This window comes from Streptococcus sp. HMSC076C08 (assembly GCF_001810825.1).
In the GTDB taxonomy this organism is placed as follows: domain Bacteria; phylum Bacillota; class Bacilli; order Lactobacillales; family Streptococcaceae; genus Streptococcus.
The window spans coordinates 29,640-49,582 of the sequence record NZ_KV802714.1 but is presented as its reverse complement, the minus strand read 5'-3'; the positions used below and the strand labels follow the sequence as shown (position 1 = coordinate 49,582).

The following is a 19,943-nucleotide window of genomic DNA, read 5'->3' as shown; positions in this document are numbered from 1 at the left end:
AATGTTTGAAACCTTAAAATTTTTTTAAAAAACTTTTTAAAAACGCTTGCAACCGTTTTCTATTTGTGCTATACTAGGCTCATAAAAGAAAACGTTTGCGTTTTCTAAATAAATTATACTGTTATTCTTTAGGAGGAATACACTATGTCATCTAAATTCATGAAGAGCGCTGCTGTGCTCGGAACTGCTACTCTCGCTAGCTTGCTCTTGGTAGCTTGCGGAAGCAAATCTGCTGACAAAGCAGCTGATACTAGCTCTTCAGAAGCACAAGAAATCACTTTCTACGTTGAAGACCAATATAAAGCCTTCGCTGAATCAGCTGCAAAAGCTTACGAAAAAGAATCTGGCGTAAAAGTTACGATCAAAACAGGAGACCAAATGGGTGGTCTTGATAACCTTTCACTTGACAACCAATCTGGTAAAGCCCCTGATGTTATGATGGCTCCATACGACCGTGTAGGTAGCCTTGGTACTGACGGACAACTTTCAGAAGTAACTCTTAGTGATGGTGCGAAAACAGACGATACTACTAAATCTCTTGTAACTGTTGGTGGTAAAGTCTATGGTGCTCCAGCCGTTATCGAGTCTCTCGTAATGTACTACAACAAAGACTTGCTAAAAGAAGCTCCAAAAACTTTTGCTGAACTAGAAGAACTTGCAAAAGATAGCAAATATGCTTTCGCTGGTGAAGATGGCAAAACTACTGCCTTCTTAGCTGACTGGACAAACTTCTACTACGCATATGGACTCCTTGCTGGTAACGGTGGTTATGTATTCGGTCAAAATGGTAAAGATCCTAAAGATATCGGTCTTGCAAACGACGGAGCAATCAAAGGTATCGAATACGCTAAATCTTGGTACGAAAAATGGCCTAAAGGTATGCAAGATACTGAAGGTGCTGGTAACTTGATCCAAACTCAATTCCAAGAAGGCAAAACAGCTGCTATCATCGATGGTCCTTGGAAAGCTCAATCCTTTAAAGATGCTAAAGTAAACTACGGTGTTGCGACTATCCCAACTCTTCCAAACGGTAAAGATTACGCAGCATTCGGTGGTGGTAAAGCTTGGATCATCCCATCAAGCACTAAGAACCTTGAAGGCGCTCAAAAATTTGTAGACTTCCTAGTTTCAACTGAACAACAAAAAGCATTCTACGATGCAACCAATGAAATCCCAGCTAACACTGAGGCTCGTACTTATGCTGAAGGCAAAAACGATGAGTTGACTACAGCTGTTATCAAACAGTTCAAGAACGCTCAACCAATGCCAAACATCTCACAAATGTCAACAGTTTGGGATCCAGCAAAAACTATGCTCTTTGATGCTGTAAGTGGTAAGAAAGATGCGAAAACAGCTGCTAACGATGCTGTAACATTGATCAAGGAAACAATCCAACAAAAATTTGGTAACTAATTGAATTGTTCAAGGGGGGTGGAAGCAAAATCCCCCTTTGAATTTATAGATATGCTTCTTATCAGATGTACGTATCTTACGATTGAATCCGAGTTTAAACTCGCATCCTATGAAAGGAGTAATCATGGAAAAACAACAGCCTCGCAAAGCAGCCTTGCTGTCAATCATTCCTGGTTTAGGACAAATCTATAACAAACAAAAAGCTAAAGGATTTATTTTCCTTGGCATTACTGTTCTATTTGTTCTGTATTTTCTAACACTTGCAACCCCTGAATTAAGCAATTTGGTCACCCTTGGTGACAAACCTGGCCGTGATAATTCACTCTTCATGCTGATTCGCGGTGCTTTCCATTCTATCTTTGTTGTCGTTTACTTGCTCTTTTACATCTTTAATATCAAGGATGCACATACGACTGCTAAACGTATCAACAACGGTATTCCCGTAGCTCGTACCTTCAAGGACATGATTAAAGGCATTTATGAAAATGGATTCCCATACCTTTTAATCATCCCATCGTATGTAGCGATGACATTTGCAATTATCTTCCCTGTTATCGTAACCTTGATGATTGCCTTTACCAACTACGACTTCCAACACTTGCCACCAAACAAATTGTTGGACTGGGTTGGTTTAACGAACTTCACAAACATCTGGAGTTTGAGTACCTTCCGTTCAGCCTTTGGTTCCGTTCTTTCTTGGACCATTATCTGGGCTTTATCTGCTTCTACTTTGCAGATTGTCATTGGTATCTTTACTGCCATCATTGCCAACCAACCATTTATCAAAGGAAAACGTATCTTCGGTGTTATTTTCCTTCTTCCTTGGGCAGTTCCAGCCTTCATCACTATCTTGACATTCTCAAACATGTTTAATGATAGTGTTGGTGCCATCAACACCCAAGTCTTGCCTCTTTTGTCTAAGGTTCTTCCTTTCCTAGATGGAGCTCTTATCCCTTGGAAAACCGATCCGACTTGGACTAAGATTGCCTTGATTATGATGCAAGGTTGGCTAGGTTTCCCATACATCTACGTTTTGACCTTGGGTATCTTGCAGTCTATTCCTAACGACCTCTACGAAGCGGCTTACATCGATGGTGCCAATGCTTGGCAAAAATTCCGCAACATCACTTTCCCAATGATCTTGGCTGTTGCAGCTCCAACATTGATCAGCCAATACACCTTCAACTTTAACAACTTCTCTATCATGTATCTCTTTAATGGTGGAGGACCTGGTAGCGTTGGTGGTGGAGCCGGTTCAACTGATATCTTGATCTCATGGATTTACCGTTTGACAACAGGTACAGCCCCACAATACTCTATGGCGGCAGCTGTTACCTTGATTATCTCCATTATTGTCATCTCTATCTCTATGATTGCATTCAAGAAACTACACGCATTTGATATGGAGGACGTCTAAGATGAATAACTCAATCAAACTCAAACGTAGACTGACTCAAACCCTCACTTACCTCTACTTGATTGGCTTATCAATCGTCATTATTTATCCACTTTTGATTACCATTATGTCAGCCTTCAAGTCTGGTAACGTGGTAGCCTTTAAACTAGATGGTAACGTCGATTTTAGTTTTGATAACTTTAAAGGACTCTTCACTGAAACCTTGTACGGCACTTGGTATCTCAATACCTTGATCATTGCCTTGATTACAATGGCTGTCCAAACAAGCATCATCGTACTTGCTGGTTATGCCTACAGTCGTTACAACTTCTTGGCTCGTAAACAAAGTTTGGTCTTCTTCTTGATCATCCAAATGGTACCAACAATGGCCGCTTTGACTGCCTTCTTCGTTATGGCCCTTATGTTGAATGCCCTTAACCATAGCTGGTTCCTCATCTTCCTATATGTTGGTGGTGGTATCCCAATGAACGCTTGGTTGATGAAAGGTTACTTCGACACAGTACCAATGTCTCTTGATGAATCAGCAAAACTTGATGGTGCAGGACACTTCCGTCGCTTCTGGCAAATTGTTCTCCCTCTTGTTCGCCCAATGGTTGCAGTACAAGCGCTCTGGGCCTTCATGGGACCTTTCGGAGACTATATCCTCTCTAGTTTCTTGCTTCGTGAGAAAGAATACTTTACAGTTGCCGTTGGTCTACAGACCTTTGTCAGCAATGTGAAAAACTTGAAGATTGCCTACTTCTCAGCAGGTGCTATCCTCATCGCCCTTCCAATCTGTATTCTCTTCTTCTTCCTACAAAAGAACTTTGTTTCAGGACTTACAAGTGGTGGCGACAAGGGATAATCTATCCCCGCCACCCTTTTTCATTTTGGATCTTGTTGCTAAAGCTGCAGGATTGGACACAAGATCGCAAATAGTAGCAAAATCCGCTTTTCAATCAGCAATTTATCTACTAGACTTGAAATAAAGCACATTTCTCTATATAATAATACTCATATAGAAAACACCTTTTAGAAAGATGCCTATGCTTCCATATCCATTCTCGTATTTCTCTAGTATCTGGGGATTTCGTAAGCCCCTGTCAAAACGTTTCGGACTCAACTGGTTTCAGCTTCTCTTTACGAGCATTTTCCTCATCAGCTTGTCTATGGTTCCGATTGCCATTCAAAACAGCTCACAGGAAACGTATCCACTGGATACCTTTATCGATAATGTTTATACACCGCTGACAGATGAAGCCATCATGGATTTGTCAGAGAATACACAAATCGTTGATGGAAAGCTGAACTACTCAGGTACGAAGAATCATCAGCCTTCTCTTTTAATTGGTCCAAGCCAAAGCAATGAATTTCCAAAGGACTTGCAACTTCATTTTGATACGGAAGAACTCGTCATCAGCAAGGAAAGTAAGGAACTGACTCGCATTCGCTACCACGCGATTCAAACGGAGAGTTTCCAGAGTAAGGAAGATCTTACCCAGGCCATTTCTAAAGACTGGTATCAACAAAACCGGGTCTATATCAGTCTCTTTCTCGTTCTTGGTGCAAGCTTTCTCTTTGGATTGAATTTCTTCATTGTCTCTCTTGGAGCTAGCTTTCTCCTTTATATCACTAAAAGATCACGCCTCTTTTCATTTAGGACCTTTAAAGAGTGCTACCATTTTATCTTGAACTGTTTAGGATTACCCACTCTGATTACGCTTATTTTGGGACTTTTTGGCCAAAATATGGCAACCCTTATCACTGTACAAAACATTCTTTTTGTTCTTTATCTGGTCACCATTTTTTACAAGACACACTTCCGTGATCCAGATTATCATAAATAGGAGATTTTTATGCCCGTTACGATTAAAGACGTGGCCAAGGCAGCAGGTGTCTCACCTTCAACTGTTACCCGCGTTATTCAAAACAAATCAACGATTAGTGATGAAACCAAAAAACGAGTTCGCAAGGCGATGAAGGAGCTCAACTACCACCCCAATCTCAATGCTCGTAGCTTGGTAAGTAGCTATACTCAAGTTATCGGCCTGGTGCTTCCTGACGACTCGGATGCCTTTTACCAAAATCCTTTCTTCCCATCTGTTCTACGAGGGATCGCCCAAGTGGCATCTGAGAACCACTATGCTATCCAGATTGCAACGGGGAAAGATGCAAAAGAGCGGCTCAAAGCTATTTCCCAGATGGTCTATGGTAAGCGTGTAGATGGTTTGATTTTCCTCTATGCCCAAGAAGAGGATCCTTTGGTTAAGCTAGTAGCAGATGAGCAATTTCCTTTCCTTATCTTAGGTAAATCTCTATCTCCCTTCATTCCGCTCGTCGATAATGACAATGTCCAGGCAGGTTTTGATGCAACAGAATATTTCATCAAAAAAGGATGCAAGCGAATTGCCTTCATCGGAGGAACCAAAAAACTTTTCGTAACACAAGATCGTCTAATGGGTTATGAGTTAGCTCTTAAACGATACCAACTTCCTATTGATCCAAATCTGACCTACTTTGCGACCGAATTTCTTGAAGATAATGGTTATCGCTTTAGTAAACTTCTCTTCGAGCATGATCCAAATATTGATGCTATTATTACTATTGATAGCCTTCTTGCTGCAGGGGTCTGTGATTACATCGTAAAACACCAACTGGATGTCCCTGTCCTCAGCTTTGACTCGGTCAACCCTAAACTGAACTTGGCAGCCTATGTGGATATCAATAGCTTAGAACTCGGGCGCGTTTCCTTTGAAACCATTCTCCAGATTATTAACGATGCCAAAAACAATAAACAGATTTGTTACCGCCAGTTGATTGGACACAAAATTATCGAAAAATAAAGACCAGCCTCAAGGCTGGTCTTTTGAGTATTATTAATTGTCTGTTTCTACGAATCGTCCTAGGATGTGGACATTTTCGGATACAGAGACAAAGGCTGTCGGATCGACCTGTTTCATGATGTGTTTAAAATCATTAAACTCTGCTCGCGTGATAACCGTAATCAAGACTGCTTTTCTCTCATGATTATAGGTTCCTTCTGCATCGTGGATCATGGTTGCTCCGCGGTGCAATTTTTTATGGATTTTTGCGATTACCTTGTCAGGATTATTGGTCACAATCATGGCCTGCATGCGCTTTTGCTTTGTAAAGACCGCGTCTGTCACACGACTGGAGACAAAGATGGTAATCATGGAGTAAAGGGCGTATTTCCAACCAAAGGTCAAACCTGCTATCAGCATGATGGTCCCATTTACCAGGAAAGAAATACTACCGACATTCTTACCCGTTTTCTTTCGAATGGTCAGACTGACGATATCTGTACCTCCGCTAGAAATATTGTTACGGAGCGCAAAACCAATTCCCAAGCCCATGACAACTCCCCCAAAAAGGGCATTGATGATGGGATCCTCTGTCAAAGTCACAACTGGCACAAGCTGGATAAAGAGGGAACTCATGGATACTGTGATAAAGGTAAAGATTGTAAACTTATGCCCAATCTGATACCAAGCCAAAATCATCAATGGAAAATTGATAGCATAAAAGGTTAGCGATATCGGAATATAAAAACCAAACCAGTGATTACTCAAAGCAGAGATAATCTGTGCCAGACCCGTCGCACCACTGGAGTAAACGTGCCCTGGTTGAAAAAAGAAATTGACTGCTACCGCTGACAAAAAGCCATAAACCAGAGAGGCCGATACTTTCTCATCATATTTTTCTCGAGAGATACTTTGTAAAACTCGTAAGATTTTTATCTGATAAGCAAAGCGGCGCAGATAATAGCGGCACCGCTTAATTTGTTTTGCTTGTTTCATCTTCTTCTACTTGTAAGCTGAGTTCCTCTAGTTGTTTGAGAGCGACTGTTGATGGAGCTTGTGTCATTGGGTCGGTTGCCTTGTTGTTCTTAGGAAAGGCAATGACTTCACGGATATTTTCTTCTCCTGCTAAGAGCATCACAAAACGGTCAAGTCCGATCGCCAAACCACCGTGTGGTGGGAAACCATAGTCCATGGCTTCAAGAAGGAAACCAAACTGGTCATTTGCTTCTTCAGCCGAGAAACCAAGAGCCTTAAACATGCGTTCTTGAAGGTCTTTTTGGTTGATACGAAGGCTACCACCACCAAGCTCATAACCGTTCAAGACGATATCGTAAGCAATGGCACGAACCTTAGCCAAATCACCTTCTAATTCGTGAGCTGTTTCTTCCTGTGGAAGGGTAAATGGATGGTGGGCACTCATGTAGCGGTCTTCTTCTTCAGACCATTCAAACATTGGCCAATCAACCACCCAAAGGAAGTTGAACTTATCGTTATCAATCAAGCCAAGCTCTTTGGCAATACGGCCACGAAGGGCACCTAGTGTTGCATTCGCCACTTCAAGCGTATCCGCCACAAAGAGAACCAAATCCTTGTCTTCAAGACCAAGCGCTGCAGTCAAGTCTGCTTGGATCCCAGTCAAGAACTTGGCAACCGGTCCGTTTAATTCTCCATCAACTACCTTGACCCAAGCAAGACCTTTGGCACCGTACTGTTTGGCTACTTCGGTCATCTTGTCAATGTCTTTACGTGAGTAGTTGTCTGCAGCTCCTTTGACTACAATGGCTTTAACGGCAGGTGCTTCTGAAAAGACTTTGAAATCAACACCCTTGACAACTTCTGTCAAGTCCTGAAGCAACATGTCAAAACGTGTATCTGGCTTGTCAGAACCGTAAAGGGCCATAGCATCGTCATACTTCATACGAGGGAAGGGAAGGGTTACTTCAATTCCTTTTGTTTCCTTCATCACGCGCGCAATCAAGCCTTCTGTGATATCTTGGATTTCTTGCTCCGTAAGGAAAGACGTTTCTAAGTCGACCTGGGTGAACTCAGGCTGACGGTCACCACGCAAGTCCTCGTCACGGAAACATTTAACGATTTGGTAATAGCGGTCGAAACCAGCATTCATCAAGAGCTGTTTCGTGATTTGTGGACTTTGAGGAAGGGCGTAGAAATGCCCTTTATTGACACGAGATGGCACCAAATAGTCACGCGCTCCTTCTGGTGTTGATTTAGAAAGGAATGGTGTTTCTACATCGATAAATTCCAACTCATCCAAGTAGTTGCGGATAGAATGAGTCACCTTAGCACGAAGTTTAAGATTTTCCAACATTTCTGGACGACGAAGGTCAAGGTATCGGTAACGCAAACGTGTATCGTCATTGGCCTCAATCCCATCTTTAATCTCAAAAGGTGTTGTTTTAGCTGTATTCAGCACTGTCAAAGCTGTCACGTTCAACTCAACCGCACCAGTCGGCAATTTATCATTGGCTTGCTCACGCGCAGCGACTTGTCCAGTCACCTCGATAACAAATTCGCTACGAAGACTTTCAGCTGTTGCCATAACCTCTGCAGAAACTTTTTTAGGGTTGATAACCAACTGCATGATCCCTTCACGGTCACGAAGGTCGATAAAGATCAAACCACCCAAGTCACGACGACGGCCAACCCATCCTTTCAAGGTCATTTCTTGTCCGATATGTTCCTCACGAACACGACCAGCATACATACTACGTTTCATTGTTTCTCTCCTCTTTTATTCTGTTACTATTTTACCATAAAAGCGCAAGCTCTTCATGAAAATCATCAGAAAAGTTTGATTGTCTTTAGAAATCAAAACGAACAGACAAAAAATCCGATGAAAACATTATCGGATTCTCTGATTATGATTCTTAACCTTTTTTACGCTTTTCAGCAATCTCAGCTGCCTTTTTAGGTAGAACAATCTCCGTCGCATAAGCCGAAGCAAAACGCAAGACACCTGCAATAGGCGCAAAGACAACTACTAGATAGTTGTAAAAGAAATCGCCTTTAAAGGCATAGGCAAGTGCCCCGATGATAAAGAAGAGAACGACCGCCTGTATCACTGCTAATAAAATTACTCGTTTCATGTGACCTCCTGACTCTATTATAGCATGAGTATCATCAAAAAGCCGATTAAATTATTCAAAGCGTGGAGAGAAATGCTATAAAGAAGACCTTTTCGGCTCACATAAGCCAGTCCCAAACTCAATCCCAGACTAGCATAAACTAAAAACTGTTGCAAAGTTCCTGGAAAATGAATCAAGGCAAAAAGCACACTCGATACGAGGAGAAACAGAGCTGTCTGTTTTCCGTTGTTCTGCTTAGGAAAGAGATAGCGCGCCAGCATCCCTCTAAAGATGAGTTCTTCCGTCAGAGGAGCAAAGACCACTACCATAAAGAAACCAAAGACAGGCTGAGCAACTGTCAGTTGTGATACGATTTGTTGATTGACTGACGGATCTTCTGGCAAAAAGAACTGGGCTGTAATCGCCACTAGCAAAACCAGAGTAGGCAACCAGATATAACGATTAAAAGCTGTTGTCTGGATGCTAACCTTTTCTGTCTGATACCATATGTAAACTCCATAAACATAGGCCCCTGACAGGGCGACATAAAGTGGCAAGACTCCAAAGATTGAAGCCCCTAGGTCAAGCGCCGATAAAGCCATACTCTGAACCAGACCATAGCCAAAGTAAAAGGATAGAATAGCTAGAAGAAACCAGCCAAGATTTTTAAGTAATTTCATAAAAGACTCCTATTTGAAATGAAGACTTAGCATTGTTATTCACATCATCTTGATAAAAATGTGGAATACAGTCGCAACTAAAAGGGCTAATAAGAGAATTCCTCTTGCAAAAATAGAAACGGTAGTAATGGTTTTATAAAGATATTTTTAAGCAAGCAAAAGCAATGTTGATCCTAGGAAAAAGAGAGTCAGGATATATTCCTGACCAGTTTATCTGTCATTAAAAGCCTAATTTTTCAAAGATTTCTGAGAAATTTTGATTGATAGCATCAAGTGACACTTGCACTTCTTCTCGTGTTTGGTTGTTTTTGACCGTCACTTGTCCGCTTTCAACTTCACTCTCGCCTAGCGTGATGAGGGTCTTAGCCGCAAAGATATCGGCGGACTTGAACTGAGCTTTGAGCTTCCGGTTGAGGTAATCACGCTCTGCTTTAAAACCTTGTTGGCGAAGGGCTTGTACCAATTCCAAGGCCTTGACATTTGCTCCTTCACCCAAGACTGCGATATAAACATCTAGAGCGTTTTCGATAGGGAGAGTCACACCTTGCTTTTCAAGGATGAGAAGCAGGCGCTCTACACCAAGTCCAAAGCCAAAGCCTGCAGTTTCAGGACCACCAAAGTAGGCAACCAAACCATCGTAACGACCACCCGCACAGACGGTCAAATCATTGCCCTCAATCTCAGTGATGAATTCGAAAATGGTGTGGTTGTAGTAGTCCAGACCACGCACCATATTGGTATCGATGATATAGTCTACACCCAGATTTTCCAACATCTGACGGACGGCATCAAAATGAGCTTGGCTTTCTTCATCAAGGAAATCCAAGATAGACGGTGCATTTTCTACTGCCACCTTGTCTTCTTTTTCCTTAGAGTCCAAGACACGGAGAGGATTTTCCTCCAAACGACGTTGGCTATCCTTAGACAAGGTCTCCTTGATCGGTGTCAAATAATCAATCAAGGCTTGACGGTAAGCCGCACGACTCTCAGGATTTCCAAGAGTGTTAAGATGCAATTTGACACCTTGGATGCCGATTTCTTTCAAGAAATGAGCTGCCATAGCGATGGTTTCCACATCGGTAGCTGGATTGCTAGAGCCAAAACACTCAACACCAATCTGGTGGAATTGGCGTAAACGCCCTGCCTGTGGACGCTCATAACGGAACATAGGGCCCATGTAATAGAACTTACTTGGCTTTTGCACTTCTGGTGCGAAGAGTTTATTTTCCACATAAGAGCGGACAACGGGCGCAGTTCCTTCTGGACGGAGGGTAATATGGCGGTCACCCTTGTCATAAAAATCGTACATTTCCTTGATAACGATATCCGTTGTATCTCCGACAGAGCGGCTGATGACCTCGTAATGCTCAAAAATAGGCGTGCGCACTTCTGCATAGTTATAGCGCTTGAAAATTTCACGGGCAAAGCCCTCAACGTACTGCCATTTAGCAGACTCAGCAGGTAAAATATCCTGCGTTCCTTTTGGTTTTTGTAATTTCATAGGGAATCCTCTTTAAACTTAATAGTCTTATTTTACCATAAATAGAGGGATTAAAACAGTATGAATAAAATTAGGATTTAGATATCATTTTTGAGATTAATAATTGTCAAAAGAATAGCTAGCAAGGAAAGACCAACAAATAACATCCAAGTCAACTGTATATTCCATACAGCTAGAAGTGAAAAACAAGCTGTTCCCACAGGTATGGATAAGGTAAACAATAAACCTAAAAAATTACTGGTACGAGCTAGAACATCTGGGGCTAGATTTTTCATGAGCATGGCACTAATCTTTGGTTGAACTTTACCAGACACATAGAGAGTTAAAAATAGAAATAGCAAACCAAGCACGACTTGATTGAATACATTAGCTAGACCAATTAGACTGAGTCCTACGGTCGCCCACATCATCAATCTAGGCAGGGACTGCTTCCCAAAATAATCATTGCCCGTAAGGCTACTGATGATGATTGCTACTAAAACACAGAATTGATTGATAAATAGTGCCTCTGTGTAAGAAAAATTCAAGAGAGAATGGCTCAAAAAGAAGATGTTATAGATGCTTCCTAAAGCCCCACCCAAGGCATTAATAAGCAAGACAGCAAAGATCATGAAACCAAAGTTTTTCTGTCCACCTTTAAGAAAAACGAGACGTAAATTTCGGTAAATTGTTAGGAACTGGTCTTTGATAGAAAGCTTCTCATTTTTTAGGTTTTCACCATCAGCAGATGACATTGACAGACTCAATTTGCTTTTTCCTAAAAAGAGAATAAAGGCTGATACTAGGAAAAAGCAGGCATTGATTCCCGCAACAAGGGAAAAATTGTTGACCGATAGACCTAAGAGCCAAACTCCAAAAGCTTGACCACCAATAGCTGAAATATATGTGATAAACTGGGAAAAAGAATAAGCTTCCATCAGATCCTTTTCAGCTACTTTTTCCTTAACGAGAGGCATTCGCAAACCACCAGCAAAATCACTGATCACATCACTGATGACATTGATCAAACACAGGCTAGAAAAGGCAAAGAGACTAGCTTGCTGAACAACTAGGGCTGCCAGAAAAAATAAAACCGCCTGAAACAAACCGCTATAGACCATCCATTTGACCTTTTCCCTTGTGTAATCTGCCCGAATCCCTACAAAAACTGTAAAGAGAGTCGGAAGAATCATGACAATATTCGCCGTAGCAACAGCAAAAGAGGCTTGTGGCAAGGTCGATGCATAAACGACAAATACTAGGTTAAAAATCGAAGCACCAAAGGCATTGAAGAAGCGCGACAAAGTCAAGAGTCGATAAGCTTGATTTCTAAACAATAGTTTCATAGGTAATCTCCCTTCTTGTTATAATCCCTATATGAAGTATGACTATAGTATAGCACTTAGAAATTGAAAGGGAAAACTTTTGAATATATGCAACACACAAAATGAGCAAAGAAACGATAGAACTTTTGTAACGACCTGAGAGTAGTCAAAAGTTCTATCGCTTAAAATTTCAAATTATTTTCTTAGTTTGCAGATATTCAACAATCGGGTGTATTTCTATAGTATTCGGCAGATTTGTTACAGCCAAGCATCTCAAAAATACGGACAGCATCTTCCATCTTTTTTTGTCCTTCCTTAACTCTGCCTTGCTTGCTATCAAGGAGACCTTCCGCCCACAAATAGACAATTCGGAAATAGGTCTCGTTTTCCTTGTAGAAATGCTCTTCGATAACACGTTTAAAATAATAGGCATTGGTAAATTCTTCACACTCAATGCTGGCTAAAAAACCATTCAATAGCATAGTATGAAAAAGGTTTCGGTTGCCCTTCGTCTCCATTAGAAAATCAGATTTTCGGACCATTTCTCGTACATATCTAGTAAAAAGAGGAACAGATAAAAGTGGGGAACTAACTGAGAACAAATTGAGTTCATAGTTCCCCCAAATCTCGGTAGAAAACAGGTAATCATGAAGGACTTCCCCTTCCTCTCTTGTTAACTCTACCGTTTCATCCATGCTCTTCATATAAGACTTGATCATAATGGCATTTAGAATATGTTTCTGTTTGTTTTGAGAATTGGCATACTTTTGATACTCCTTGCGATACAAGTCTTCGAGAGGCGCTATGTTCTTTGGATCCAAGATATCTGTGATTTCTTTTCTCAACTCAGAATCTGTATCATAGTGACAACCTCTAGCCAGAAAGAGGATTTCCTCCACACTGGCAGATATATTTTCCAGTGCAAATAGAAACTTTTCCACCGAAAGCTCACTCTGACCTGTTTCAAATCGGGATAACATAGACGGCGAAAATTGTCCCCCAGTTGCTTGTCTCAGCGAGATATTTCTTGACTCTCGTAATTGTCTAAAGACTTTTCCAATCTGCTCCATAGACTTCCCCTTAATTGAGTATTTTCTTCATTTTATCATATTTTTCAGAAAATTCATCAAAAACTTGCCAAATTGTCAGAATTATGAGAAAATAGAGGATATTTATCACGTGGAGGGACTGTAATGAGAGAGGATATCAAAATCAATGACCGTGCTTTGGCCTTGCAAGACCAAATTATCGAAAAACTAGAGAAGGTTTTTGATACAGATGTGGAATTGGATGTTTACAATCTAGGACTGATTTATGAAATCAATCTGGACGAAACAGGCCTCTGCAAGATTGTCATGACCTTCACCGACACCGCCTGCGATTGCGCCGAAAGCCTGCCTATTGAAATCGTCGCAGGTCTAAAACAAATCGAAGGTATCGAGGACGTCAAGGTTGAAGTTACCTGGTCGCCTGCCTGGAAGATCACACGAATCAGTCGCTACGGCCGTATTGCCCTTGGACTGCCACCTCGTTAATGAGGCAAATCACTTTTGAAGATAAAAAGAAGCAAGCCGAGGATGGCTTGCTTTTTGATACTCAATGAAAATCAAAGAGCAAACTAGGAAGCTAGCCGCAGGCTGTACTTGAGTACGGCAAGGCGACGTTGACGTGGTTTGAATTTGATTTTCGAAGAGTATGAGTTTACTTTTTACCTGACTTGTCCATATTCCAGAAGTCTGTCACGGCTCCACGAGAAGCGGATGATACGATATGGGCGTATTTACCGAGGACACTGCTAACGATCGAAGAGTAATAAAGTAAAGGCCATGCAAGAGTTTTGGCTCCTGCATGGTCTGTGTTGTTATTTATCTCATTGCCAATTCAAATGCTTTTTCAAATATACTGTCATCGAGAGGCTTGTGTAGTTCTCGTTTAAGTTGGAAACAAGTCGATTGATATTTCTTCGATCTACGTCCTTTGGATTTAATTTTTGCACTGTCGGGAAAATCTTTTTTGAACTTATCAAAAGCAATACGCCAATATTGACTCATATTTAGAATCGATTCGTATATTTCAAACAGCTCATCATTCGTAAAAACCGATGTATCCTTGCTTTTCAAATATAGGTGTAAGCCTTTTTCAAATTCACGCCAGTCATCTTCACGGATTTTCTCTTTTTTATTTCTAATCCACTCAAATATTCTTTCATCTTCTCTATTGAGAACTCTATCAAGAATATCTTGCCATTGGCGCCAAGAAAGTTTTTCTACTACTTCTTGATCAAATTGCGACAATCTATAGCACTGACCATAGAAACTACGGGTTTCAGCATTCTTACTTTCATCTCTGCGACGATTTTCTTTCGTAGCAAATGTTTTGATTTCATCCCAAAATTGTTTGCGTTCAGAAGCAGATATATTATATTTAGTTAGTAATTCTCCCAGAAATTTACCCAGATTGTATTTGTACAACACACTTTTACCATATACCTCCTCTAGATCTGCTTCAATTTGAGGGATTTCTTGTTCAAGTGCATTTTTAATCTCATCTATAGTGGCAATTTCTTTTGCGGTAAGTAGACCCTTATATACTAGATTACCATCTTTATCCAATGATACCACGTGTTTCATAAAAACTCCCCTTATTTAAGACTTTCATAATAAACACTTTCCACTTTCTGAAGTACTTTATCAGCAGCTTCTTGTGGCTCAAGACCAATAAACCCATCTCCAAATATATCATATTTACCTTCATCTAGATAGAGCAGAACATACTGTTTCAACATTTGTTCGCGAAGATAATCATGTCGAAAATCCGGATAATCAGCCACACTATTGTATGCTGGATGTTCAATATTTATAGTGATTTTTCTATCATTTCCCGGAGTTCGCCACGAGCGCTCAAAATTATTTTTTGATTTGGAAAGTTCGATCCTAAACGACTCTCTCTTTCCATTCTTTTCATCCATATTTAGGAAAATTTTAAAATGATAAGAAGTTATTTTATCGCCCTTTTCATAGATTGGATCGTCTTCATTTGCTATCAGTCTTGCCCGAAGTTCCAATGTGCCTTCGGAAAGATAAGGTTCGTATGTGTCTTTATCAAAGACAATCTCATCTAAATAAGGGGTAATCTGATCTTCGAATGGAGGAATTATACCTGTAAGTGACAGTACGTCAACTATTTTAGGACATGTTTTATCACTTGCATTTGCTTTGTGGATGCTTACATTCAAACGATAATTTAATGTGTGATTTCGCTTATTCTCAATCTTCCAGCATACTTTACGAACAGCTTCACCAAAATTTACACGACGACTGCCTTGGACAGGGAACAAACATTCATGCAGTGTCAAGCCAACAGTTTCACGAGAGGTATCTGGCTTATCTATGTCAAAGAAATACGGAAGAACTTTTGTCTTTTCTTTACCACTACCAATAACCTTAACAGATAGAACAATACGATTTTCTGCATATTGCTTTGAATTCTTTTTCGTAACCGTATGGATTTTATCCATACGATGTACTGTGTTTGCTTTTACTGTTATCTCTCCGGCATCAATCTGATGTAGAACCGAACGGTTTTCAGGGTCGACCACTAAAATTTTATAATCAAATTTCTTGTCTGTTGTATAGGAATTCTTTATTCTAACAGAAAAAGCAATTTCATCACCGGATGTAACTTTTTCTGTCTCTGCCACAGGATAGCGAATATCTTGCCAACGAACATCAAAATCAGGCTTTTGTGGACCTGTGCCAAGATTTTCAAATTCAAGGTTATCAAATAGATCTTGAAGTTCTTCTGCGATTGATTGCAATTCATCATTAAGTTTTTTATCTTCAGTCTTATTATCCTTTATGAATCCCCATTTAACCATGTTTTCGTGGAATTTATTATTGCAGTAGTTCTTCAAATTCTGATAAGTATTAGTATGTTTCTTTCCCTTACTCACACCGAAATGAACCTTATCCTCAATATCAGAGAGTTCATCTTCCCAAAGCTCATCTACCTCTACATATCCCCAAAATTTTCCTTCAACATCTTTAGGAATATCCTTGATGTCAATCTCGCCAATTTTCATTCCCTTGCGATAATAAGAGAGTCCAGACCATATATTTCCGCCATCTTCGAAGACATATAATCCGAAGTGCTTGACTTTATACCCCTGAGAATAACTTTCTGGTTTTTGCAATTCATACGCTCGTCGTGTTTTTTTAATATCATCAGGAACTGTAATAGGAACATTATTTACAGTAATAGCAGAGCCTGCTGGCAAACGCTCAATAATTAACCACCAGGACTCTTGGATAAGTGGAACGAGTTCTCCACTTGTTATGGATTCAACCAATTCGTCTTTTGGTTTTTCAATTATGATTCGAGTACCAACGGTTTTCTTCTCGTCTAAACCTGTGTTCTCTTTAATATATTTTTTGGCTTCAGATCCTTCATAAGCGATAGAATTAACTTGGCCACCTTTATTGACATTTGATACATACATTCCATCTTCACGGAGTGAATCATAATAATAAGTATAGGTTTTAGAAGCAACAGAGTAAACACTCTTACCAGCACCAAAAAGGCCACCTCCAGTAGTATTACCACCGGAATTAAACATTGAGGTGAAACGCGAAAGCCGTTCCTCTGGAGGTAGAACTTTACCTTCTGCCATCAGTTCATTAATCTGTTCAGCGGGAGTATTATTTCCAGTCAAACCCACGGTTCCAGAGTCCTCGACGACAACATATCTGCCCCGGTCATTTTCAATTAAAGAAATATCACATCTCCAATTTTTCCAATTTTTTGTTGGTCTTGCACCAACAGCATTCTGTATCGCATCCTTTTGAAAACCATTCGGGAAGGTTACACCTGCATCAGTGTATGCGCCTAGGATCCAGTCTACATTATTTCTGTAATTTTGTGGTATTGAAGTAAAAACCATGGAAGTTCCTCCTTAATCTAATGTAAAACGAGAACCTTTTTTGCTCTCTGATTTGTTGAATTTTTTCTTAGTTTCACGAACTTCGGATTCGATTGCAGCAAATATTTTATCAACATCTTGTTGAGTGTAATCATATGTGCTTAAATTCGAGCAGTTACCAAGAAGTTGTAGCATATCAATTATTTTGTTAGTACGTGCTTCAGCAAGCCTAATAAACTTCTCACGTTTAGTTTCCTGTTTTTTGCCCATAATGGGAACCTCCATTTTTCGTATGTTACCTAAAGTATATCATTTATATTTTATATAGTCAACAATATTTGCAATATATTCTAAATATATTACAAATATATTTATTAATAATTATTACGAAAGCAAATAATAAAAAAATACCACGAAATATTCAGTGAAAATCGCGGTATTTTTTATTATTGTTTAATTATTGTAAATATTTAAAGATTAAATCTGCAATTCCTTTGGCTAATAGTGGTGGCACGGCGTTTCCAACTTGCTGATATTGGGAATCTTTAGTGCCAATAAACTCGAAGGAATCAGGGAAAGACTGAAGTCTTGCTGCTTCTCTGACAGTTATTGCTCTATCCAGTATTGGATGTATCCACATGGATTTACGAACATTTACCACTGTTCCACTAGGTTTATTTGGGTCAAGCCTCAAATATATTGTGTTCTGTGTCCTTTCGGGTTTTGAATATGTATCCTTATCTTCAATACCAAGACTGTGGAAATTCTTTCCTTGTTTAATTTTCTTGAAACGCTCTAATGCTTTATCTGTGCTTTTCGTTGTTATATGGTTTTTAACACTCTTACTACCCTTGCGCATAGAGCGAGCATAGCTACTTATACCTTTTTTTTCTACATAAGGGATTGGAGTATAGTGTAGTTTATAGCCAACCTCATAATTCGAAAGATCTAAAATTGCCTCACCTACAGTAGGAATTTTATTGGCTATAGTTTCATTTGGCAAAATCAAATCAATATCTTTGTCTATGTATATATCGCGTCTTATTCCTACAACTATATACCTTCGACGTTCCTGTGGGACACCAAACCATTTGGCATTAAATACATTACCTTTTTGAATATATTCGTCTCCAAGAATCGCATTAATATAATCAATAACAGAATATGAATTAACTATAAAACGCAAACCATCTTCAGCGGAATATTCATAATTCCCAATTAATTCGTTTTCGGTTATTTCTGAAATGGACTTTATCAGCTTTTGTAAACCGACTATGTAGTCCAATTCCTCAGATGCTTTTTCAGGACGGCTATTCTCTAACTCACATTTTATTGTTTCTAATTTTGATATTATTTGTTGCTTTGCTGTTGAATTAGCAAAATCTTCGCTACAGATATATGAATTAATTAGTTTTTCAATTGTAGCTTTATTTTTTAAAAGAAAGTTTGGCAGTCTTCTTGGATTATTGATATTTTTTTGCAATACAGATAAAAGATGTGTTAACTGTTTCGGAATAAATATTTCTCTCAAGTCGGACTCAGGTAGTCTACACATATCTATACCATCAAACGAAACTTTTGATAGTACTAATGTATCCATTCTTTTTGGGATATCATATCCATTTGCGATAAGTGAGTCTATTTCATCGTTATCTTTGCGGGATTCATAAAATCTGTGGGTTTCTGACTCAAGCATGCTAACATTTTCCATAACAAAAGCTTTCGGACGAATTTGTCGGATAGCTCTGAAGTATTCTTTAACTAAGCTGTTATTCATGCTAATCAAATGATTTTTTTGCCTATTAGCATTTGAAAATCCTTGACAAGGAGGTCCGCCTATTACAACATCAATTGAGTTTTCAAATCTTGAGTTTAGGGTTGAAAAATCATAATCAATAACATTTTCTATAAATTCAAAGTTATCATTATCTTTTGTAATGTTAGTCTTATAAGTTTCTCGTGCATTTTTATTAATTTCCGCAGCAGCAACAATCTGATATTTTCCGGTCATAAGAAATCCAAGACTTAATCCTCCTGCACCTGCAAATAAATCAATTGTTTTTATCATATTGAATACCTCGTTATTCTGCATCGGTAATTCGATTGTTTTTTCGAATCCACGAATCAACTTCGCTAATCTTAAATTTCCATTTTCTTTCTATTTTATAGGCAGGAAGATTCTGCGTGTGAATCATCTTTTTTACAGTATCTCTGCTTAGACCAAGATGCTTACAAAGTTCCTCCATTGATGCCCATTTTTCTTCGTTGTTCATCGGGTACCTCCTTAATTTCTAATCATTTTATCATAGATTAGTCTAAAAAACAATTAGCTTTATTACAATATATAGTGTTTTATTACTAATAACTACTAAAAATGGCTAAAAACAAAAAACTACTGATAAATGTATTCAGTAGGATTTCTCATTTTCTAAATCTTTTTTCAAAAAACGTCAGATTTTTTGTTTTATCAAGCCCATCTTATAGAGGGAAATAGCAAGATGGTCCTCGGAAAGGAGGAATAGACGCTGTACGAAAAACTGCCACAGGAGCTCATGTTGATGGATGCAGGAATTTAAAAGCTTGATATTCATATAGAATGACTCTATATAGATAATGTTGCTTACAAAATTAGCTGAAAAAGAACCGAATCAACCTGAAAGTCGTAAGACTGAACTCAAAACTTTTATCACTACCTGCCAAGAGCAACAGTTGAACGTGAATTAATTTTTGATATTGTGCATAACTTCATAGACATCATGGATCAGACTACTGAGATCATCCGCACTTTCGTTGCGAAAATAGTGGATATGAAAATAAAAAAGG

18 protein-coding genes are annotated in these 19,943 nt (G+C 39.3%); 6 read left to right on the top strand and 12 right to left on the bottom strand.

Annotation, left to right across the window (positions count from 1 at the left end):
• The first annotated feature begins 144 nt into the window (after window positions 1–144).
• From HMPREF2766_RS00845 to HMPREF2766_RS00825, 5 genes are all read left to right on the top strand, one after another.
• On the top strand, window positions 145–1,413 hold the full coding sequence (locus HMPREF2766_RS00845; protein WP_000095457.1) for an extracellular solute-binding protein: 1,269 nt from the start codon (window positions 145–147) through the stop codon (window positions 1,411–1,413).
• Between the two features lie 124 nt (window positions 1,414–1,537).
• Entirely contained in the window at window positions 1,538–2,830 is a 1,293-nt protein-coding gene (locus HMPREF2766_RS00840; RefSeq protein WP_000414940.1) for a sugar ABC transporter permease, read from the top strand.
• Window position 2,831: 1 nt separating this feature from the next.
• Complete coding sequence (locus tag HMPREF2766_RS00835; RefSeq protein ID WP_001065651.1) at window positions 2,832–3,674, top strand: sugar ABC transporter permease; 843 nt, start codon at window positions 2,832–2,834, stop codon at window positions 3,672–3,674.
• A gap of 181 nt (window positions 3,675–3,855) precedes the next feature.
• On the top strand, window positions 3,856–4,656 hold the full coding sequence (locus tag HMPREF2766_RS00830) for a DUF1189 domain-containing protein (RefSeq protein ID WP_070567174.1): 801 nt from the start codon (window positions 3,856–3,858) through the stop codon (window positions 4,654–4,656).
• A 9-nt stretch (window positions 4,657–4,665) separates the two neighbouring features.
• Entirely contained in the window at window positions 4,666–5,652 is a 987-nt protein-coding gene (locus HMPREF2766_RS00825) for a LacI family DNA-binding transcriptional regulator (protein ID WP_009729491.1), read from the top strand.
• Between the two features lie 33 nt (window positions 5,653–5,685).
• Here HMPREF2766_RS00825 and HMPREF2766_RS00820 read toward each other — a convergent pair whose 3' ends face one another.
• The 7 genes from HMPREF2766_RS00820 to HMPREF2766_RS00790 all read right to left on the bottom strand — a co-directional run bounded on the left by HMPREF2766_RS00820 (window position 5,686) and on the right by HMPREF2766_RS00790 (window position 13,272).
• Window positions 5,686–6,627: a YitT family protein gene (locus HMPREF2766_RS00820; protein ID WP_000806269.1), complete on the bottom strand. Its 942-nt coding sequence runs from the start codon at window positions 6,625–6,627 to the stop codon at window positions 5,686–5,688.
• Window positions 6,605–8,368: an aspartate--tRNA ligase gene (gene aspS, locus HMPREF2766_RS00815; RefSeq protein WP_070567172.1), complete on the bottom strand. Its 1,764-nt coding sequence runs from the start codon at window positions 8,366–8,368 to the stop codon at window positions 6,605–6,607. Before aspS ends, HMPREF2766_RS00820 begins: the two co-directional genes overlap by 23 nt.
• Window positions 8,369–8,519: 151 nt before the next feature.
• A complete protein-coding gene (locus HMPREF2766_RS00810; RefSeq protein ID WP_070567171.1) occupies window positions 8,520–8,738 on the bottom strand; it encodes a hypothetical protein in 219 nt (72 codons plus the stop codon).
• 17 nt (window positions 8,739–8,755) lie between these two features.
• Window positions 8,756–9,397, bottom strand: coding sequence for a CPBP family intramembrane glutamic endopeptidase (locus HMPREF2766_RS00805; RefSeq protein WP_000771207.1), 642 nt, complete (start codon window positions 9,395–9,397; stop codon window positions 8,756–8,758).
• 220 nt (window positions 9,398–9,617) lie between these two features.
• A complete protein-coding gene (hisS, locus tag HMPREF2766_RS00800; protein ID WP_070567169.1) occupies window positions 9,618–10,898 on the bottom strand; it encodes a histidine--tRNA ligase in 1,281 nt (426 codons plus the stop codon).
• A gap of 77 nt (window positions 10,899–10,975) precedes the next feature.
• Window positions 10,976–12,223, bottom strand: coding sequence for an MFS transporter (locus HMPREF2766_RS00795; RefSeq protein ID WP_070567168.1), 1,248 nt, complete (start codon window positions 12,221–12,223; stop codon window positions 10,976–10,978).
• Window positions 12,224–12,420: 197 nt separating this feature from the next.
• Window positions 12,421–13,272, bottom strand: a complete 852-nt coding sequence (locus HMPREF2766_RS00790) for a helix-turn-helix domain-containing protein (protein WP_070567165.1) — start codon at window positions 13,270–13,272, stop codon at window positions 12,421–12,423.
• A 123-nt stretch (window positions 13,273–13,395) separates the two neighbouring features.
• Between HMPREF2766_RS00790 and HMPREF2766_RS00785 the strand changes: the two genes are divergently transcribed.
• Window positions 13,396–13,737, top strand: a complete 342-nt coding sequence (locus HMPREF2766_RS00785; RefSeq protein WP_001206380.1) for a metal-sulfur cluster assembly factor — start codon at window positions 13,396–13,398, stop codon at window positions 13,735–13,737.
• Window positions 13,738–14,067: 330 nt separating this feature from the next.
• Here the strand turns inward: HMPREF2766_RS00785 and HMPREF2766_RS00780 are convergent, their stop codons facing one another.
• The 5 genes from HMPREF2766_RS00780 to HMPREF2766_RS00760 form a co-directional block, all read right to left on the bottom strand.
• Window positions 14,068–14,832 (bottom strand): ATP-dependent helicase, encoded by a 765-nt coding sequence (locus tag HMPREF2766_RS00780; RefSeq protein WP_070567162.1) that lies wholly within the window; start codon window positions 14,830–14,832, stop codon window positions 14,068–14,070.
• Window positions 14,833–14,843: 11 nt separating this feature from the next.
• Window positions 14,844–17,141, bottom strand: coding sequence for a hypothetical protein (locus HMPREF2766_RS00775; RefSeq protein WP_070567151.1), 2,298 nt, complete (start codon window positions 17,139–17,141; stop codon window positions 14,844–14,846).
• 12 nt (window positions 17,142–17,153) lie between these two features.
• Complete coding sequence (locus HMPREF2766_RS00770; protein ID WP_070567148.1) at window positions 17,154–17,390, bottom strand: hypothetical protein; 237 nt, start codon at window positions 17,388–17,390, stop codon at window positions 17,154–17,156.
• 187 nt (window positions 17,391–17,577) lie between these two features.
• Entirely contained in the window at window positions 17,578–19,188 is a 1,611-nt protein-coding gene (locus HMPREF2766_RS00765) for a DNA cytosine methyltransferase (protein WP_070567196.1), read from the bottom strand.
• A gap of 13 nt (window positions 19,189–19,201) precedes the next feature.
• Complete coding sequence (locus HMPREF2766_RS00760; protein WP_070567145.1) at window positions 19,202–19,393, bottom strand: helix-turn-helix domain-containing protein; 192 nt, start codon at window positions 19,391–19,393, stop codon at window positions 19,202–19,204.
• Window positions 19,394–19,943 lie beyond the last annotated feature (550 nt).

Excerpts from the sequence above, each read along its gene's own strand:
- HMPREF2766_RS00830 (WP_070567174.1), top strand. The coding sequence starts at position 3,856 with ATGCTTCCATATCCATTCTCGTATTTCTCTAGTATCTGGGGATTTCGT.
- HMPREF2766_RS00810 (WP_070567171.1), bottom strand. The coding sequence starts at position 8,738 with ATGAAACGAGTAATTTTATTAGCAGTGATACAGGCGGTCGTTCTCTTC.
- HMPREF2766_RS00765 (WP_070567196.1), bottom strand. The coding sequence starts at position 19,188 with ATGATAAAAACAATTGATTTATTTGCAGGTGCAGGAGGATTAAGTCTT.
- HMPREF2766_RS00835 (WP_001065651.1), top strand. The coding sequence starts at position 2,832 with ATGAATAACTCAATCAAACTCAAACGTAGACTGACTCAAACCCTCACT.
- HMPREF2766_RS00770 (WP_070567148.1), bottom strand. The coding sequence starts at position 17,390 with ATGGGCAAAAAACAGGAAACTAAACGTGAGAAGTTTATTAGGCTTGCT.
- HMPREF2766_RS00805 (WP_000771207.1), bottom strand. The coding sequence starts at position 9,397 with ATGAAATTACTTAAAAATCTTGGCTGGTTTCTTCTAGCTATTCTATCC.
- HMPREF2766_RS00760 (WP_070567145.1), bottom strand. The coding sequence starts at position 19,393 with ATGAACAACGAAGAAAAATGGGCATCAATGGAGGAACTTTGTAAGCAT.
- HMPREF2766_RS00845 (WP_000095457.1), top strand. The coding sequence starts at position 145 with ATGTCATCTAAATTCATGAAGAGCGCTGCTGTGCTCGGAACTGCTACT.
- hisS (WP_070567169.1), bottom strand. The coding sequence starts at position 10,898 with ATGAAATTACAAAAACCAAAAGGAACGCAGGATATTTTACCTGCTGAG.
- HMPREF2766_RS00775 (WP_070567151.1), bottom strand. The coding sequence starts at position 17,141 with ATGGTTTTTACTTCAATACCACAAAATTACAGAAATAATGTAGACTGG.
- HMPREF2766_RS00785 (WP_001206380.1), top strand. The coding sequence starts at position 13,396 with ATGAGAGAGGATATCAAAATCAATGACCGTGCTTTGGCCTTGCAAGAC.
- HMPREF2766_RS00825 (WP_009729491.1), top strand. The coding sequence starts at position 4,666 with ATGCCCGTTACGATTAAAGACGTGGCCAAGGCAGCAGGTGTCTCACCT.
- aspS (WP_070567172.1), bottom strand. The coding sequence starts at position 8,368 with ATGAAACGTAGTATGTATGCTGGTCGTGTTCGTGAGGAACATATCGGA.
- HMPREF2766_RS00820 (WP_000806269.1), bottom strand. The coding sequence starts at position 6,627 with ATGAAACAAGCAAAACAAATTAAGCGGTGCCGCTATTATCTGCGCCGC.
- HMPREF2766_RS00790 (WP_070567165.1), bottom strand. The coding sequence starts at position 13,272 with ATGGAGCAGATTGGAAAAGTCTTTAGACAATTACGAGAGTCAAGAAAT.
- HMPREF2766_RS00780 (WP_070567162.1), bottom strand. The coding sequence starts at position 14,832 with ATGAAACACGTGGTATCATTGGATAAAGATGGTAATCTAGTATATAAG.
- HMPREF2766_RS00840 (WP_000414940.1), top strand. The coding sequence starts at position 1,538 with ATGGAAAAACAACAGCCTCGCAAAGCAGCCTTGCTGTCAATCATTCCT.
- HMPREF2766_RS00795 (WP_070567168.1), bottom strand. The coding sequence starts at position 12,223 with ATGAAACTATTGTTTAGAAATCAAGCTTATCGACTCTTGACTTTGTCG.